Raw genomic sequence first — 16,144 nt, 5'->3', positions numbered from 1 at the left:
CCGCGCCCACGGCGGGGCCGGGCCGTGCGGGTGCTCCGGCGCGGCGCCCGTCCATGCGCGCTGATGGGGCGTCAGAAGCCGGGCACGGTCGGGGCTCTCGGACCCCGCACCCAGGCCCTGCGCCCGCGCTCAGGCCCTGCGCCCGCCTTCCGGTGCGGGGCTGGGCCCGTTCCCGTGCCCCGGTGCCGTCAGGTCGATCAGCCGGCACACCGTCTCGATGTCGATCTTGACCTGGGCGATCGACGCCCGCCCCGACAGCCATGTGATCAGCGCCGAGTGCCAGGTGTGCTCGATGACCCGGACCGCGGACAGCTGCTCCGGCGTCGGGTCCTCCAGGCCCATCGCGTCCAGGATGATCGCCGTCGTGATCCGCGAGACCGTGTCCACCTCCGGGCTGACACTGCGGTCCGCGAAGGTCAGCGCCCGCACCATCGCGTCCGCCAGGTGGGGTTCGCGCTGGAGCGCGCGGAACGCCCGCATCAGGGTGTCGGCCACCCGCTGCGCCGGATCGTCCCCGGACGGCGGGCGCTTGTGCAGCGTCGCGTGCATCTGCTGGAGCTGGTCCTGCATGGTGGCGACCAGCAGATGGATCTTGGAGGGGAAGTAGCGGTACAGCGTGCCGAGGGCGACCTCGGCGGCCTCCGCGACCTCGCGCATCTGCACCGCCTCGAACCCGCCCCGGACGGCGAGCCGGGCACTGGCGTGCAGGATGCGGCGGCGGCGGGCCTCCTGGCGCTCGGTCAGGGGCGGCGATGCCGGTCTGGCTTCCGCTGTCATGTGTCCCCCATCCATGGCTTTCGTCCGGGGCCGGAAGGAGGTGTTCGGTCTCCCGGCGGCGCACAGCATGCTAAGGGCTGTCCCGTAATCCCTGGCGGGCGCACGACGACAGCTGCGACACCTCGCCGCCCCCAGGCCCTTCCCCGGAGCGCCGGTCGTGGCGCGAATCACCCGGTCCGGCCGTTGCCCCGACGCTACCTGCCGGTAGATTCGTAGCTCATTGAACGATCCAGTCTGAAACTTGTTCTAGATTAGCGCGAGCGGTTACGCTCCGGCGAAAGCGCAGTCAGAAGGGGGCCGAGTGTGACCGCCGAGGCCATAGAGACCGGCCCCCGCGCGAGCGGCGACCCGTCGGGCAGCGCCGACGAACGCCCGTTGCGCATCGCACTCCTCACCTACAAGGGCAATCCTTTCTGCGGCGGCCAGGGCGTCTACGTACGTCACCTCAGCCGTGAACTCGCCCGCCTCGGCCACAGCGTCGAGGTGATCGGCGCCCAGCCGTACCCCGTGCTCGACGAGGGTGTGCCGCTCACCGAGCTGCCGAGCCTGGACCTCTACCGCCAGCCCGACCCGTTCCGCACCCCGAAGCGCGACGAGTACCGGGACTGGATCGACGCGGCCGAGGTCGCCACCATGTGGACCGGCGGCTTCCCGGAGCCGCTCACCTTCAGCCTGCGCGCCCGGCGTCATCTCGCCGAGCGGCGCGGCGAGTTCGATGTCATCCACGACAACCAGACCCTGGGCTACGGGCTGTTGGCGGATCTCGGCGCTCCGCTCGTCACGACGATCCATCACCCCATAACCGTCGACCGCCAGTTGGAGCTCGACGCCGCCGAGGGCCGTCGTCGGCGTGCCTCCGTACGCCGCTGGTACGGCTTCACCCGCATGCAGAAGCGGGTCGCGCGCCGGCTGCCCTCCGTGCTCACCGTCTCCGGCTCCTCCAAGCAGGAGATCGTCGACCACCTCGGGGTGCGCCAGGACCGCATCCACGTCGTCCACATCGGCGCGGACACCGACCTGTGGTCGCCCGATCCGTCCGTCCCGGAGGTCCCCGGCCGGATCGTCACCACTTCCAGCGCCGACGTCCCGCTGAAGGGCCTCGTCCACCTCGTCGAGGCGCTCGCCAAACTCCGTACCGGGAACGCGCGCGCGCACCTCGTGGTCGTCGGCAGACGGGCCGAGGACGGGCCGGTCGCGCAGGCCATCGAACGGCACGGGCTCCAGGACGCCGTCGAGTTCGTCAAGGGCGTCAGCGACGCCGAACTCGTCGACCTGGTGCGCGGCGCCCAGATAGCGTGCGTGCCCTCGCTGTACGAAGGCTTCTCGCTGCCGGCCGCCGAGGCCATGGCCACCGGCACGCCCCTCGTCGCCACCACCGGCGGTGCGATCCCCGAGGTCGCCGGGCCGGACGGCGAGACCTGTCTGGCCGTCCCGCCCGCCGACGCGGGGGCGCTGGCCGACGCGCTCGCCCGGTTGCTCGACGACCCGGAACTGCGGGCCCGGCTCGGCGCGGCGGGCCGCGCCCGGGTGCTGTCGCGGTTCACGTGGAAGCAGGCCGCCATCGGCACCGCCGCCCGCTACCGCGAGGCGATCGCGGCGGCCCGTGCCGGTACCGCGCGCGCCGGCGGCCGTCGTTGACCCCGCCGCCGTGACCGCCCCGGCGCCCCCGCCCCGTGGTCCCGCCCACCGAGATCCCCTCCGATCACCCCTGATCACCCCGATTCCCGATCACCTCCGACCGTCTCCCGACCGCGAAAGCAGGCACCCGTGCTGACCGTGGACTTCACCCGCTTCCCGCTCGCCGCAGGCGACCGGGTGCTCGACCTGGGCTGCGGCGCCGGACGCCATGCCTTCGAGTGCTACCGGCGCGGCGCCCGGGTCGTGGCCCTCGACCGGAACGGCGAGGAGATCCGCGAGGTCGCGAAGTGGTTCGCCGCGATGAAGGAGGCGGGGGAGGCCCCCGAGGGCGCCACCGCCACCGCGATGGAGGGCGACGCCCTCAACCTGCCGTTCCCCGACGAGTCGTTCGACGTCGTGATCATCTCCGAGGTCATGGAGCACATCCCCGACGACAAGGGCGTGCTCGCCGAGATGGTGCGGGTCCTCAAGCCTGGCGGCCGGATCGCCGTCACCGTTCCGCGCTACGGCCCCGAGAAGGTCTGCTGGGCGCTCTCCGACGCCTACCACGAGGTCGAGGGCGGCCACATCCGCATCTACAGGGCCGACGAACTGCTCGCCAGGATGCGCGGTGCCGGTCTCAAGCCGTACGGCACCCACCACGCCCACGCCCTGCACGCGCCGTACTGGTGGCTCAAGTGCGCGTTCGGCGTCGACAACGACAAGGCACTGCCCGTCCGCGCGTACCACAAGCTGCTGGTCTGGGACATCATGAAGAAGCCCGCCCTCACCCGGATCACCGAGCAGCTGCTCAATCCGGTGGTCGGCAAGAGCTTCGTGGCGTACGCGACCAAGCCGCACCTGCCCGGGACCGGTCACGCCGCCGACACCGACACCGCCGGTACCGCTCGCGATGCCGCCGAGGATCTGTCCAGGGCCGAGGCGTGACCACTCCCGAGCGGACCGAACACCTCGTCCTGCCCGGGGTCCTCACCGCCGAGCAGGCCGCCGAGACCGTCTCCGCCCTGCTCGCCGTGCAGCGCGAGGACGGCGCCCTGCCGTGGTTCCGGGGCCACCACCTCGACCCGTGGGACCACGTCGAGGCCGCCATGGCCCTCGACGCCGCGGGCGAACACGCCGCCGCGGAACGCGCGTACACCTGGCTGGCCCGGCACCAGAACGGTGACGGCTCCTGGTACGCCGCCTACCACGACGGCGACCCGGAGCAGCCGACCGACCGCGGCCTGGAGACCAACTTCTGCGCCTACGTGGCCGTCGGTGTCTGGCACCACTACCTGGCCACCGGCGACGACGCGTTCGTCGACCGGATGTGGCCGACCGTCCACGCCGCCGTCGAGTTCGTGCTGTGCCTCCAGCGGCCCGGCGGCCAGATCGGCTGGAAGCGCGAGGCCGACGGAACCCCCGTCCACGAAGCGCTGCTGACCGGCTGCTCCTCCATCCACCAGGCCCTGCGCTGCGCGCTGGCCATCGCCGAACGGCGCGAGGAGCCGCAGCCCGACTGGGAGTTGGCGGCCGGGGCCCTCGGCCATGCGATCCGGGAGCACCCCGAGCTCTTCCTGGACAAGAGCCGCTACTCGATGGACTGGTACTACCCGGTCCTCGGCGGCGCGGTCACCGGAGCGGCGGCCAGGGAACGGATCGACGAGGGCTGGGACCGCTTCGTCGTTCCCGGCCTCGGGGTGCGCTGCGTGCTGCCCAACCCGTGGGTGACCGGCGGCGAGAGCTGTGAACTCGCCCTGGCGCTCTGGGTGATGGGCGAATCCGACCGGGCGCTGGAGATCCTCCAGTCCATCGGGCACCTGCGCGCGGACGGCGGCCTGTACTGGACGGGGTACGTCTTCGAGGGAAACCGGGACTTCTGGCCCCAGGAACTCACCACCTGGACCGCCGGTTCGCTGCTGCTCGCGGTCGCCGCGCTCGGCGGCGACGAGGCCACCACCGCCGTGTTCGGCGGCGAACGCCTGCCGCACGGACTGGAACCCGACTGCTGCCGGGAGACTTCGAAGTAGCGCCGGGCTCCGGGGCGTCGGCGGGGGAGACGGCCGGACGGCAACCGGCATACGCTGGACCCGGCCGGCGCCGCGCCGGCCGGTACGCCGACGATCCGCCCGGGTGCCGACGGACCCTGCTCGTGCCTCCCGGCCACGGCGCGTCGCCGACGCCCCGCGACCCGCCGAGGAGCGGGGGATCCGGGCACGCCGTCCCCCGGCTCGCGTACCGCCCGGGGCCGGGTGAGCCTGGGGAGGAGAGCCCGTGGCGCGCTCACCGTGGCGACCGTCGCCATGGACCGGGCCAGGGAGGTTCGCCGTGTCCAGTTCCGCCGTGACCGGTCGCGTACCCCGGCGCACCATCTGCTCCTGTCACTGCTGTTGTCCTGCACCGTACTGGTGGGGACCGCCGGATGCGGCGGCGACGGCGGCGGAACCAGGAGCGTGAGCGGCTCCGTGTCCCCGGGCGACACCCCGTCGGCACAGGAGCAGAAGCTCGCCAGGACGAGGTTCGTCGCCAACGCGGGGCTCGCCGCCGGAGCGACGTACCAGTGGATCGTGAAGCCCTACCGCGCGGGCAAGTTCGAGAAGGGCGCGGACGGGCGAAGGTTCACCCTGGTCAAGGCCGGACTGGCGGGCGGGTTCGCGTACAGCCGGCTGAAGGCCGCGGTGGCCAACGCCAAGGGCGACCCGCTGCTGTCGAAGGCGGTGGCGCCGCTCACGACGGGCATCGAGTCGCTCAAGGGACTCGGTGAGAAGCTCCGCAGGGGCCAGGCGGGCGGGGGCGACATCGGTGCCTTCGAGGACGTCGTCGACAACGTCAAGGGGGCGGGACGCAGCGCCGGGGCCGTGGTCGAGGACAAGGTGCCCAGCGCATCCCAACTCGCCGGATGATGCTCCTGGTTGGCTCGGCCCATTCGTTAGGGTCGGGGCATGGGATCACTTTCGCACGACCTCTACTGTGACGAGATCATCAGCCGCACCGACGCGCTGAGGTCCGTGCTTCGCGGCGCGGACCTCTCCGCGACCGTGCCGACCTGCCCCGACTGGAACCTGCGCGACCTCGCCGTGCACGTGGGCGGCGCCCATCGCTGGGTCGGCGAGATCGTACGCACCCGGGCCACCGAGGCGCTCCCGCCGGAAGGCGTGCCGGGGTCCTCGCCCGAGGGCGACGACCCCGCCGCCCTCGACGCCTGGCTGGCGGAGGGCGCGGCGAAGACCGTCGAGGCGCTGCGGGCGGCCGGACCGGACCAGGAGGTGTGGTCCTGGGCGTGGGAGCCGAGCACGGGCTTCTGGGCGCGCCGCATGGCGCACGAGACCATCGTCCACCAGGCCGACGCGGCGCTCGCCGCAGGGGCCGACTACGCGGTGGCCCCCGAACTCGCCGCCGACACGATCGACGAGTGGCTGGAGATCATCGCCTTCGTACGTTCCACGGGATACAAGAAGGAAGCCCTGGAACTGGCCGGTCCCGGGCGTTCGATCCATCTGCACGCCACGGACGCCCCGGACGCCGAGTGGCTGATCGAGTTCGGTGAGGACGGCTTCGCCTGGCGGCGCGCCCACGAGAAGGCGTCCGTCTCGCTGCGCGGCCCGCTCACCGACGTGATGCTGGTCTTCAACCGACGCCTCCCGGCCGACAGCGACCGGGTCGAGGTGCTGGGGGACGCCGAGCTGCTGGACTTCTGGCTGGAGCGCACCACGTTCGGCTGAGCCCCGGACATGCCGGAGCGGCCCCCGGGGCCCGGCGGGCCGATGCCGCGACGGTCCACGGGGCGGAGGCCGCCCCGGGTACGGGTCCGAGGCACGGGCGCGGGGGCGCGGCCCCGTCCGCTGCTGTGCGGGCGGGGCCGCGCTGGGCCAAGCTGGAAGGGACAGCCCGCGGTGCCGGGTGCCGCGGCGCCCGGAGCCTCGTGCCCGGCGGCCCTGTGGAGGTGCCGATGGAGCCTGTCCGCGCCCTGAAACGGATCGCCTTCCTGCTCGAACGCGGCGGCGCCGACACCTACCGCGTACAGGCGTTCCGCACGGCCGCCGCGGTGGTGTCCGGCATGGCGGACGGGGAGGCGGCACGGCGTGCCGAGGACGGCTCGCTGGAGTCGGTCAGGGGCATCGGGCCGAGGACCGCCGAGGTGATCCGCGAGGCGCTGGCCGGGAACGTGCCCGGCTACCTGGCGCGGCTGGAGGAGTCGGCCGCCGCCGGGCCGCGCCCCGAGGGCGGCACCGATCTGCTGGCCCTCCAGCGCGGCGACTGCCATCTGCACTCCGACTGGTCGGACGGCGGCAGCCCCATCGAGGAGATGGGCCGCACGGCCGCGGAACTGGGTCACGAGTGGGCGGTCCTCACCGACCACTCGCCCCGGCTGACCGTCGCGAACGGCCTCTCCCCGCAGCGGCTGCGCAGACAGCTGGACGAGATCGCCGAGCTGAACGCCCGGTGGGCGCCGTTCCGGCTGCTCACCGGCATCGAGTGCGACATCCTCCCCGACGGCTCCCTCGACCAGGACGACGAACTGCTGGAACGACTGGACGTCGTGGTGGTCTCCGCGCACTCCCAGCTGCGGATGGACGCCGAGCCGATGACCAGGCGCCTGATCGCCGCCGTCCGCCACCCGCACGCGAACATCCTCGGCCACTGCACCGGCCGCCTGCTCACCGGCCGCGGCCGTCCGGAGTCGCGGTTCGACGCGGACCGGGTCTTCGCCGCGTGCGCGGAGGCGGGAACGGCCGTGGAGATCAACAGCAGGCCCGAGCGGCTCGACCCGCCGCGCCGCCTGCTGCGCCGCGCCGTCGACGCCGGTGTCCTGTTCGCCGTCGACACCGACGCGCACGCGCCCGGCCAGCTGGACTGGCAGATCCACGGCTGTGCCCGCGCCGAGGAGTGCGGTGTCCCGGCGGACCGCGTCGTCACCACCTGGCCGGTCGGGGAACTGCTGGCCTGGTCGCGCGACGGCACCCTCCCGGAGGGCATCCGCGCCGGGAGCGACGGGACGGGCGGCGCGGTGCGCGGCGCCCGGACAGGGACGGTGAAGCCATGACGAGCACGAGCGTGCGAGGCATCGACCACATCGGGGTCACGGTCCCCGACCTGGAGACCGCCACCCTCTTCCTGACCAGGGCGTTCGGAGCCGTGGTGCGGTACGACACCCTGCGCCGCCACGAGGGACCACGGGGCGGGCCGGACGTCGAGCGGCGGCTCGGTGTCCCGGCGGGCACCCAGCAGCTGGCGGTCAGGATGCTGGCCCTCCCCGGTGAGGGCCCGGGCATCGAGCTGTTCGAGTTCCAGGGCCCGCGCCGCGAACCCCCGGTGCGGCCCTGCGACTTCGGCTGGCAGCACGTGTCGTTGTACGCGGACGACCTGGACGCGGCCGTACGGGACTGCGTCGCCGCCGGAGCCACCCTTCTCGCCCCGCCCCAGCCGCTGCCCGGCCCGGAGGCGGGGGAGCGCAACCGGTTCGCGTATCTGCGCACCCCCTGGGGGAGCACCCTGGAGCTCGTGACGTACCCGGACCCGCAGCCCTGGGAGCGCACCACGGCCCGGCCGCGCTCCCGGCCCGCACCACTCGCACCACCCGTGGGGGCCGTAGCGACGGACAGTCCCGGTGCCTGGCCCACGGATCCGGAGCGCCCGGGGCCCGCGCGCGGCGCGCGCCGGGTCCCCGTACCGGCCGAGCCCGCCGCCTCCTGGCCCAGGGACCCGGACCGGCCGCCCGGGAACGTCAGTTGAGATCCGCGAGCACCCGCAGTGTGTGCGGGTCCGGTGCCGTCACCAGCAGGTCGGTCACCGGCCCCGCACGCCACAGCTCCAGCCGCTGCGCGATGCGCTCCCGCGGGCCGACCAGCGAGATCTCGTCGGCGAACGCGTCCGGCACGGCCAGCACCGCCTCCTCCCTGCGTCCTTCGAGAAAGAGCCGCTGGACGTGCCGGGCCTCCTCCTCGAACCCCATCCTCGCCATCAGATCGGCGTGGAAGTTGCGGGCCGCGTGCCCCATTCCGCCGATGTAGAAGCCGAGCATCGCCTTCACCGGCAACAGCCCCTCGGCGATGTCGTCGCAGACCCGCGCGCGGGCCATCGGCGCGATCATGAACCCCTCGGGCAGGTCGGTGAGCGCCGCCTCGTACACCTCGGGACGCAGCGGCGACCAGTACAACGGCAGCCAGCCGTCGGCGATCCGGGTGGTCTGCGCGATGTTCTTCGGCCCCTCCGCCCCGAGCAGTACGGGGAGCCGGGCGCGCAGCGGGTGGGTGATGGACTTCAGCGGCTTGCCCAGACCGGTGCCGTCCGGGCCGCCGTACGGGTGGGAGTGGAAGCGCCCGTCCAGCACGACGGGAGCCTCGCGGGCGAGGACCTGCCGGATCACGTCGACGTACTCGCGGGTCGCGGTCAACGGGCTGCGGGGGAAGGGCCGTCCGTACCAGCCCTCCACCACCTGCGGTCCGGACAGCCCCAGCCCCAGCATCATCCGGCCGCCGGAGAGATGGTCGAGAGTGAGCGCCTGCATGGCGGTGGCGGTCGGGGTGCGCGCCGCCATCTGCGCGACGGCGGTGCCCAGCCGGATGCGGGAGGTGTGCGCGGCGATCCAGGTCAGGGGGGTGAAGGCGTCGGAACCCCAGGCCTCCGCCGTCCACACCGAGGCGTACCCCAGCCGCTCCGCCTCCCGGGCGAGCTCCAGATGGCCGGGGTCCGGGCCGCGGCCCCAGTAGCCGAGCGCGAGTCCGAGCCGCATCCCGTCCCCTCCCATATCTCTGACGCCGTATCAGATCTCTGGTGCGGGACGGAGAGTACGACAGTGGCCCCCCGCCCGGAAGGGAGAGGGGCCACCGCTCGGCACGGGGGTTCAGCCGCGCTGGATGCCCGTGGTGTCCTGGAGCACGCCGCGGCGGCCGTCCTGGGTCTGCGCGACGAGCGCCGAACCGCGCTGCTCGACCGCGAGGTACCAGGTGCCCGGCGCCAGTTCGGCGATCGGCGACGGCGAACCGTCCTCGCCGTACAGCGGACGCGCCACCGGCACCGCGAACCAGAACGGCGCGAAGTCACCGGCCGGCGCACCGCCCTGCGGCTGCCCCGCCTGGGACTGCCCCGCCTGCGCGTGCGCCTGACCGGCCTGGGGCTGACCGCCCTGCGACTGGCCCGCCTGGGGCTGACCGGCGTGCGGCTGCGCGCCGTAGGCCTGCTGCTGACCCGGCTGAGCCCCGTACGGCTGCTGCTGGGCACCGGGGTAGCCGTACCCCTGGCCGGCGGCCTGCGGCTGGCCGCCGTACGGCGACTGCACGGCCTGCGGGGTCGGGCTCGGCGCACCCATCAGCGGCGCCTTGAGGGCGGGGATCAGCGGCGTGCCGACCGCGCCGACCGCGAGCAGGACCGCACCCAGCAGACCGAGGATCAGACCGGCGCCCGCATTGCTGGAGTCGATCAGCGTCCAGAACGCCGTCCACAGCACGAATACGCTGAACGCGGTACCGAGCTGGCCGAGTTCGAAGCCGAGCACCTTGCGGCTCGGCATGGTGCGGCCCACGATGACGAGCGCCGCCGCGATGATGCCGCCCAGGAAGACGCTCATGAGCAGCGAGAGCGCGTCCCAGGCGTTCGGGGCCGAGTAATTGGAGCAGTTGATGCCCGGCGGGCACTCGTAACTGCTGAGGTGGAGGAAAGAGGCGATGAACAGCACCACCGCTGCTCCGATCACCACGCCGTCGCCTCTAGTGAGGGAGCGCATATTCACGTGAAGGTCCTTCGTCGGTCGTCTCGTCGGGGTGGTCGCCGTCGCCGCCGGCGGGCGGTCGCGGCGCGAAGCTCGGGGGTGGCTCCCCATCGTACGGATGAATCTATCGTCTGCCCGGCCGGGTTGTGCGTCGGCAGGGAACCGTGACGCACTTCCCCCGGTTTCGCCTCGGAACGTCCTCTTGCTACCCCTTCAAGTAGCCACTGATGCCGTCGGCGATGCCCTGCGCCGCCTTCTGACGCCATCCCGCACTGGTGAGCAGGGCGGCGTCCTTCGGGTCACGCATATTGCCGCATTCGATGAACACTTTGGGCACGGTCGACAAATTCAGTCCGCCCAGATCCTTACGAACGTCCAACCCGGTTTTGTCGCCGATGTAATTGGAAGGCGCACTTCCGGTGGCGCGGAGGAAGAGACCGGCGATCCGCGCGCCGAGGTCGCGGGACGGTTCGACGATCTTCGAGGTGTCCGCCTTTCCGGCACGCACCGGGCCGGGGAGGATCACGTGGAATCCCCGGTTGCCGACCGCGGAACCGTCCGCGTGCACCGACACGACCGCGTCGGCCCCCGCCGCGTTGCCGATCCGGGCCCGCTCGTCCACGCACGGCCCGTACGGGCGGTCGCCGTCCTGCGTCAGCACGACCTTCGCCCCCTGCGCCCGCAGGAGATCGCGCACCCGGCGCGAGACGTCCAGGGTGAACCGGGCCTCCGCGTAACCGGTGTCGGTCGACGTGCCGGTGGTGTCGCACTCCTTGTGCCCGGTGCCGACGTCCACCTGACGGTTGATCTCCTGGGTGTGCAGGCGGTTGTCGGGGTTGTGCCCGGGGTCGATGACGACGGTCTTCCCGGACAGCGGCCCGGACCCCGGGCGGTCCGCGGCCTTCGGGGACGAACCGGACGGGGCGGCGGACGTCCGGTCCGGTGCCGGGCCCGAGGGTGCGGCGGCGGAGGTGCCGTCACCGCCCGGCCGGGGATCGGCCGGGCGCCCGGAAGGCCCGGCGTCCGCGCCGCAACCGGCAGCGGTCAGGCACAGGGAAACGGCGGCGAGCGCGGCGGCGGCACGCGGGGGCCGGCGGCGCGGGGTGGGGGGAACGCTCTCGTCGTACGGCACCACGCGATGCTATCGGGGGGTGCCCCCGGCCGCCCGTCGTGCACGACCCGGGCCCGACGCCCGCGCGTGCGTACCGGGCCCGACGCCCGGGTCCCGCACCGGCCTGTGCGCGGGCTGCCCGTACCGCGGTCGACGGCTGCCGCCGCCGTCCCCGGCCCGGGTCCCCGGCCTCAGAACGTTGGGCTCAGATCCCCGGGCCCGTGCGCCGCAGCACCCGCAGCGAGTCCGTGACCGACACCTCGGTGAACGCGCCGGACTCCAGCGCCCGCAGATAGATCCGGTACGGGGCCTGCCCGCCGTGCGCCGGGTCCGGGAACACGTCGTGGATCACCAGCAGCCCGCCCTCGGCGACATGCGGCGCCCAGCCCTCGTAGTCGCCGTTCGCGTGCTCGTCGGTGTGCCCGCCGTCGATGAAGACGAAGCCCAGCTCCCCGTTCCAGACGGCCGCCACCTGCGGGGACCGTCCGACCATGGCCACGACGTGGTCCTCCAGGCCCGCCGCGTGCAGCGTCCGGCGGAACGTCGGCAGGGTGTCCATCCGCCCCACCTCCGGGTCCACCACGGTCGGGTCGTGGTACTCCCAGCCCGGCTGCTGCTCCTCGCTGCCCCGGTGGTGGTCCACGGTCAGCGCCGTCACCCCGGCGGCGCGGGCGACATCGGCGAGCAGGATGGTGGAGCGGCCGCAGTACGTCCCCACTTCGAGAAGCGGCAGCCCCAGCGCGGCGCCCTCCACGGCGGCCCGGTACAGCGCCAGCCCCTCCACCACCGGCATGAAGCCCTTGGCGGCCTGGAAGGCGGCGAGAATCTCCGGCGACGGCTCGGTGACGGACTCGGCGGTCACGGGTTCCTCCTGGTGGGCGCGGTGATGCGGCTACGCGTTCGACGGCGCCCCATCGTGCCGTACGCCCCCGCCGGCAGTGCGGGCGGGGGCGTACGAGGGGTGAGCCCGGGTCGGGGCATCCCGGCGGTGCTGCGACGGGGAGGTCAGCAGCTCTGCCAGAGTCGGGTCATGACGCGGACGCCGAAGCGCAGGCCCTCCAGCGGGACGCGCTCGTCCACGCCGTGGAAGAGCCGGCCGTAGTCCAGGTCGTGCGGGAGCTTGAGGCCCTTGAAACCGAAGCAGCGGATGTCGAGGCGGGTGAACGCCTTGGCGTCGGTGCCGCCCGGGTTGCAGTACGGGACGGGGTGGCCGTCCGGGTCCTCGGCGCGTACCGCCGCGCACATGGCGTCGACCAGCGGGCCGTCGAACGTCGTCTCCATCGCGATGTCGTGGTTGACCCACTCGCGGGTGACCGAGGGCAGGAGGAGCCGGTCGATGGTGTCGATCAGCTCCTGCTCGTGGCCGGGCAGGAAGCGGCCGTCCACCCGGGCCGTCGCCTTTCCGGGGATGACGTTGGTCTGGTAACCGGCGTTGAACATGGTGGGGTTCGCGGAGTTGCGGAGCACCACCTGCATGAAGTCGGAGACCGGGCCCAGTCGTTCGAGGCTGCCCTCGATGTCGTCCTCGTCGAACTCGACCCCGTAGAGGCGGGCGGCCTCTTCGAGGAGGGCGCGGACCGGTTCGATCAGGCGGATCGGGAAGGTCTCGCGGCCGATGCGGGCCAGCGACTCGGCGAGGTCGGTGACCGCGTTCTCGTCGTTGGGGGAGGAGCCGTGGCCGGCCCGGCCGTTGGCGGTGAGCTCCATCCAGGCCATGCCGCGCTGGGCGTTCTCGATCGGGTAGAGGCGGCGGGTGTCGTCGATCGCGAAGGAGAAGCCCCCGCCCTCGCCGATCGCCTCGGTGACCCCGGCGAACAGGTCCGGGCGGTGCTCGACCAGCCAGTGGGCGCCGAACTTGCCGCCCGCCTCCTCGTCGGCGAGGAAGGCGAGGACCAGATCGCGGGACGGCCGGGTGCCGGTGCGGGCGAAGTGACGGGCGGTGGCGATCATGACGGCCACCGTGTCCTTCATGTCGATCGCGCCGCGCCCCCAGAGGTATCCGTCGCGGATCTCGCCGGAGAAGGGCGGGACCTGCCACTCGGAGGCGTCGGCGGGTACGACGTCCAGGTGGCCGTGGACCAGCAGGGCGCCGCGCTCCGGGTCGGCGCCCGCGATCCGGGCGATCACGTTGGCGCGGCCCGGGGCCGATTCGACCAGTTCGGATTCGATGCCCACCTCGGCGAGGCGGCCCACCACCCAGTCGGCGCAGGCGCGCTCGTCGCTGGTGGGGTTCGAGGTGTCGAACCGGATCAGCTCGGCGCAGAGGGTGACGACCTCGTCCTGGGACAGATCGGATGCCGGGACGAGCGGAGTGCTGGTGTCGGGGGTGGTCATGTCGCTCCCACGGTCGCTGGTGGTCATGCTGCTCCCACCGGGGTCGTGTCACGGGCGGCCGGGGCGTCGGCGTCCGCGTCGTCCAGAGTGGAGGTGCCGTACGGCTTCACCCAGCCCAGCAGGCCGAGGACGCTGTACAGGACGAAGGCGGTGGCCAGCGAGTTCAGGGCCGGGATGCCTCCGTCGTAGAACTTGCCGACGCAGAACGCCGCGATCCAGATGGCGAGGGACATCGGCACCCAGGTCGGCGAGGTCTTCGGCAGGGTCTCGGACTCCCGTGTGTCGTCCAGCGGCTTGCGCATCCGCTTCACGACCCAGTACTCGGCCACGATGATGCCGCCGATCGGCGGGATCGCGACGCCGAGCACGGACAGGAAGTCGGTGAAGTGCGTCATGATCCCGACGGCGGACAGGACGGTGCCCGCGACACCCAGGACGATCGTGATGACACCGCGGTGCAGCCGCTTGCCGAAGACGACCTGGAAGAAGTTGACGACGCCGAGCGATGAGCCGTACAGGTTCCAGTCGTTGATCTTCGCGGTCGACATCAGGACGACGATCACGCCGAAGGCGCCGGAGGTGGAGAGCACGATGTGCGACACCTCGCTGCTCTTGACCAGGTGGCCGAGGAGCACACCGGTCATGCCGACGATGTACTCGGAGAGGATCATCGACGCGGCGCTCTGCAGGAAGACGTGCGAGCCCTTGCGGTTGTAGCGGGTCATCTCCGGGGCCACGATCGCGCCCGTCATGTAGCCGCCCGCGATGGCGGTGGCGGCGACGGCGAGCGGGATCGTCTGGCCCGGGGCCGGGGAGTCGATCAGATCGCCGATGGAGTGGTCCTTCAGTGTCGAGACGACCGACCAGGCGACCATCGCGAAGAAGAGCGGGGTCACGATCTTGGCGAAGACGGCCATGTAACGGAAGCCGAAGATCACCAGCGCGGTGATGGCGGCGCCCGCCAGCGCGCACCACATCCAGGACGGTCCGCCGATCAGCGCCGAGACGCTGTTGCCGAAGATCGTGTTCTGGACGCCGAACCAGCCGACCAGGCTGACCGCGATGACGAAGCTGACCAGCGCGGAACCGTTGCGGCCGAAGCCCACCCAGCGGGTCAGCATCGGGGTCGCCAGGCCCTCGCGCATCCCGGCCATCCCGATCGCGAAGATCACGATCTCCAGGATCACCGCCCCGAGCGTGAAGGCGAGGAAGGCGTCCCCGAACGTCATGCCGACGCCGATGGTGGCGCCGAGGGTGAACTGCGAGATCGAACCGGACTGGGCCAGCCACTGGAGCAGCATCGACCAGAAACCGAACCGCTTGTCGCGCGGGACGCGGGAGAGCGAGTAGTCGTCGCTGCCGATGCTCTTCGCCTCGGGGGCGCCGCTCGTGCCGTGGGTGTCGCCGTGTCTCGCCGCGCGGGTCGCGGTACCGGCCTTCGGGGTGGCTGCCATCAGGACTCCTGGGGGGTACGGCCGAGGGTCTGGAGGTGAGCCAGGGACCCGTAGCGGCTGACGAGGTTGTCGAACTCCACCGCGTCGTGGAAGTCCAGGTGGCCGCCGCCGTAGGACTTGGCGACCTCCACGGCGTAGCGGGCGGCGGAGGCGATGTCCGTCTCGTGGCTCGCACCCGTGGCACAGCCCGGCACCGCGGCGGCCGAGGTGACGGCCAGGCCGACGACCGGGGCGGCCGTCGCGGTGGCGGGCTGAAGGATCGAATTGATGTGGTGTGCACCGTTACCGTACGGCGTGATGTCCTGCGTGGTCACGGGATACGTGACCAACGGCTCACCGGTCACCACGGCCAGCAGTTCGCCCAGCGACTCGCTGACCCTCAGCACCCAGCCCTCCTTGACGGTGGGTGACAGGGCGAGGCCCTTGTGGTTGATGATGCGGTTGCCCTTGGTGGTGTCGATGGAGAGCACGGCCTCCATCTCCTCGGTCACCTCGTGGCGGTTCATGGTCGCGATGTCCACGGGCGAGCCCATGAACGGCACCGGGTCGTGCGGCTCGGTCGGCGCGTTCGGGCAGATGTGGGTGGCGACGACCACGTCGCCGGGCAGCACGTCGCCGCGGCGGCGCATGTCCAGCAGCTTGGCGGCGGTGGCCAGCGCGGCGACCGCCCCGTCGGCGTCGGAGACCATGCCGGTCACCTCGGGCCGGGCGCCGATGCCGCCGAGCCGGCCCACCACGCCCAGCGTGCGGGCGTCGCCGCCGGACGCGCGCCCTCGCGCACCCGGGATGCGGACCAGCACGAAGTCCGTCGAGCCGCGCTCGCCGGTCACCGTGGTGACCTGCGCGGACGCGCCCTCGGCCCCGCTGACGGAGTCGAGGTACCCGGCTACCGCCTTGCCATCGACCTGGGGATCGTCCAGCAGATCGACGATGTCCAGCACGTACTTCAACATGGGGGGCCTTTCTCACTCGTCCGGACACCCGGGCTTCACGCATCCGGGCATTCGGGTCCCACTCGTCCGGACACCGGCGGGTGCGGTCCGGGCACCCGGGCCCGCGCCCGGCGGGGGCAAGAAGACGGGGCGGGGTGCTGAGGCAACATTCGGGATCGGATAGCGTTGAACGCAACACTTTCCCGTTATT

15 protein-coding genes are annotated in these 16,144 nt (G+C 72.5%); 7 read left to right on the top strand and 8 right to left on the bottom strand.

What is annotated here, in order from left to right:
* Positions 1-129 precede the first annotated feature (129 nt).
* Entirely contained in the window at positions 130-777 is a 648-nt protein-coding gene (locus AB0E67_RS08525) for a TetR family transcriptional regulator (protein WP_362022701.1), read from the bottom strand.
* 303 nt (positions 778-1,080) lie between these two features.
* Here AB0E67_RS08525 and AB0E67_RS08520 point away from each other — a divergent pair, with 303 nt between their 5' ends.
* The 7 genes from AB0E67_RS08520 (at position 1,081) to AB0E67_RS08490 (ending at position 8,127) form a co-directional block, all read left to right on the top strand.
* Positions 1,081-2,415, top strand: a complete 1,335-nt coding sequence (locus AB0E67_RS08520; RefSeq protein WP_362022698.1) for a glycosyltransferase family 4 protein — start codon at positions 1,081-1,083, stop codon at positions 2,413-2,415.
* A 129-nt stretch (positions 2,416-2,544) separates the two neighbouring features.
* Positions 2,545-3,342, top strand: coding sequence for a class I SAM-dependent methyltransferase (locus tag AB0E67_RS08515; RefSeq protein WP_362022695.1), 798 nt, complete (start codon positions 2,545-2,547; stop codon positions 3,340-3,342).
* Positions 3,339-4,424 carry a prenyltransferase gene (locus AB0E67_RS08510; RefSeq protein WP_362022692.1) on the top strand — a complete coding sequence of 362 codons (1,086 nt, stop codon included), beginning with the start codon at positions 3,339-3,341 and terminating at the stop codon, positions 4,422-4,424. Before AB0E67_RS08515 ends, AB0E67_RS08510 begins: the two co-directional genes overlap by 4 nt.
* A 258-nt stretch (positions 4,425-4,682) precedes the next feature.
* The gene (locus AB0E67_RS08505; protein WP_362022690.1) at positions 4,683-5,297 is read left to right on the top strand and encodes a hypothetical protein; all 615 of its coding nucleotides are present in this window, start codon (positions 4,683-4,685) and stop codon (positions 5,295-5,297) included.
* A 39-nt stretch (positions 5,298-5,336) separates the two neighbouring features.
* Positions 5,337-6,116 (top strand): maleylpyruvate isomerase family mycothiol-dependent enzyme, encoded by a 780-nt coding sequence (locus AB0E67_RS08500; RefSeq protein ID WP_362022687.1) that lies wholly within the window; start codon positions 5,337-5,339, stop codon positions 6,114-6,116.
* A 227-nt stretch (positions 6,117-6,343) separates the two neighbouring features.
* Positions 6,344-7,438 (top strand): PHP domain-containing protein, encoded by a 1,095-nt coding sequence (locus AB0E67_RS08495; RefSeq protein ID WP_362022684.1) that lies wholly within the window; start codon positions 6,344-6,346, stop codon positions 7,436-7,438.
* Complete coding sequence (locus tag AB0E67_RS08490) at positions 7,435-8,127, top strand: VOC family protein (RefSeq protein ID WP_362022681.1); 693 nt, start codon at positions 7,435-7,437, stop codon at positions 8,125-8,127. Before AB0E67_RS08495 ends, AB0E67_RS08490 begins: the two co-directional genes overlap by 4 nt.
* Here the strand turns inward: AB0E67_RS08490 and AB0E67_RS08485 are convergent.
* The 7 genes from AB0E67_RS08485 to AB0E67_RS08455 all read right to left on the bottom strand — a co-directional run bounded on the left by AB0E67_RS08485 (position 8,120) and on the right by AB0E67_RS08455 (position 15,954).
* Complete coding sequence (locus AB0E67_RS08485; protein WP_362022679.1) at positions 8,120-9,127, bottom strand: LLM class F420-dependent oxidoreductase; 1,008 nt, start codon at positions 9,125-9,127, stop codon at positions 8,120-8,122. The genes AB0E67_RS08490 and AB0E67_RS08485 overlap by 8 nt on opposite strands.
* A gap of 111 nt (positions 9,128-9,238) precedes the next feature.
* Positions 9,239-10,123, bottom strand: a complete 885-nt coding sequence (locus tag AB0E67_RS08480) for a hypothetical protein (protein WP_362022677.1) — start codon at positions 10,121-10,123, stop codon at positions 9,239-9,241.
* A 184-nt stretch (positions 10,124-10,307) separates the two neighbouring features.
* Positions 10,308-11,234 carry an N-acetylmuramoyl-L-alanine amidase gene (locus AB0E67_RS08475; RefSeq protein ID WP_362022675.1) on the bottom strand — a complete coding sequence of 309 codons (927 nt, stop codon included), beginning with the start codon at positions 11,232-11,234 and terminating at the stop codon, positions 10,308-10,310.
* Positions 11,235-11,418: 184 nt separating this feature from the next.
* On the bottom strand, positions 11,419-12,075 hold the full coding sequence (locus AB0E67_RS08470) for a class I SAM-dependent methyltransferase (RefSeq protein WP_362022672.1): 657 nt from the start codon (positions 12,073-12,075) through the stop codon (positions 11,419-11,421).
* Between the two features lie 143 nt (positions 12,076-12,218).
* Positions 12,219-13,547, bottom strand: coding sequence for a M20/M25/M40 family metallo-hydrolase (locus AB0E67_RS08465; protein WP_362023577.1), 1,329 nt, complete (start codon positions 13,545-13,547; stop codon positions 12,219-12,221).
* Positions 13,548-13,570: 23 nt separating this feature from the next.
* Complete coding sequence (locus tag AB0E67_RS08460) at positions 13,571-15,001, bottom strand: cytosine permease (protein ID WP_362022669.1); 1,431 nt, start codon at positions 14,999-15,001, stop codon at positions 13,571-13,573.
* Positions 15,001-15,954 (bottom strand): DUF1177 domain-containing protein, encoded by a 954-nt coding sequence (locus AB0E67_RS08455; protein WP_362022666.1) that lies wholly within the window; start codon positions 15,952-15,954, stop codon positions 15,001-15,003. Before AB0E67_RS08455 ends, AB0E67_RS08460 begins: the two co-directional genes overlap by 1 nt.
* Positions 15,955-16,144 lie beyond the last annotated feature (190 nt).

This window comes from Streptomyces sp. NPDC032161, assembly GCF_040636995.1.
In the GTDB taxonomy this organism is placed as follows: domain Bacteria; phylum Actinomycetota; class Actinomycetes; order Streptomycetales; family Streptomycetaceae; genus Streptomyces.
This window is presented reverse-complemented; position numbering and strand designations above follow the sequence as displayed.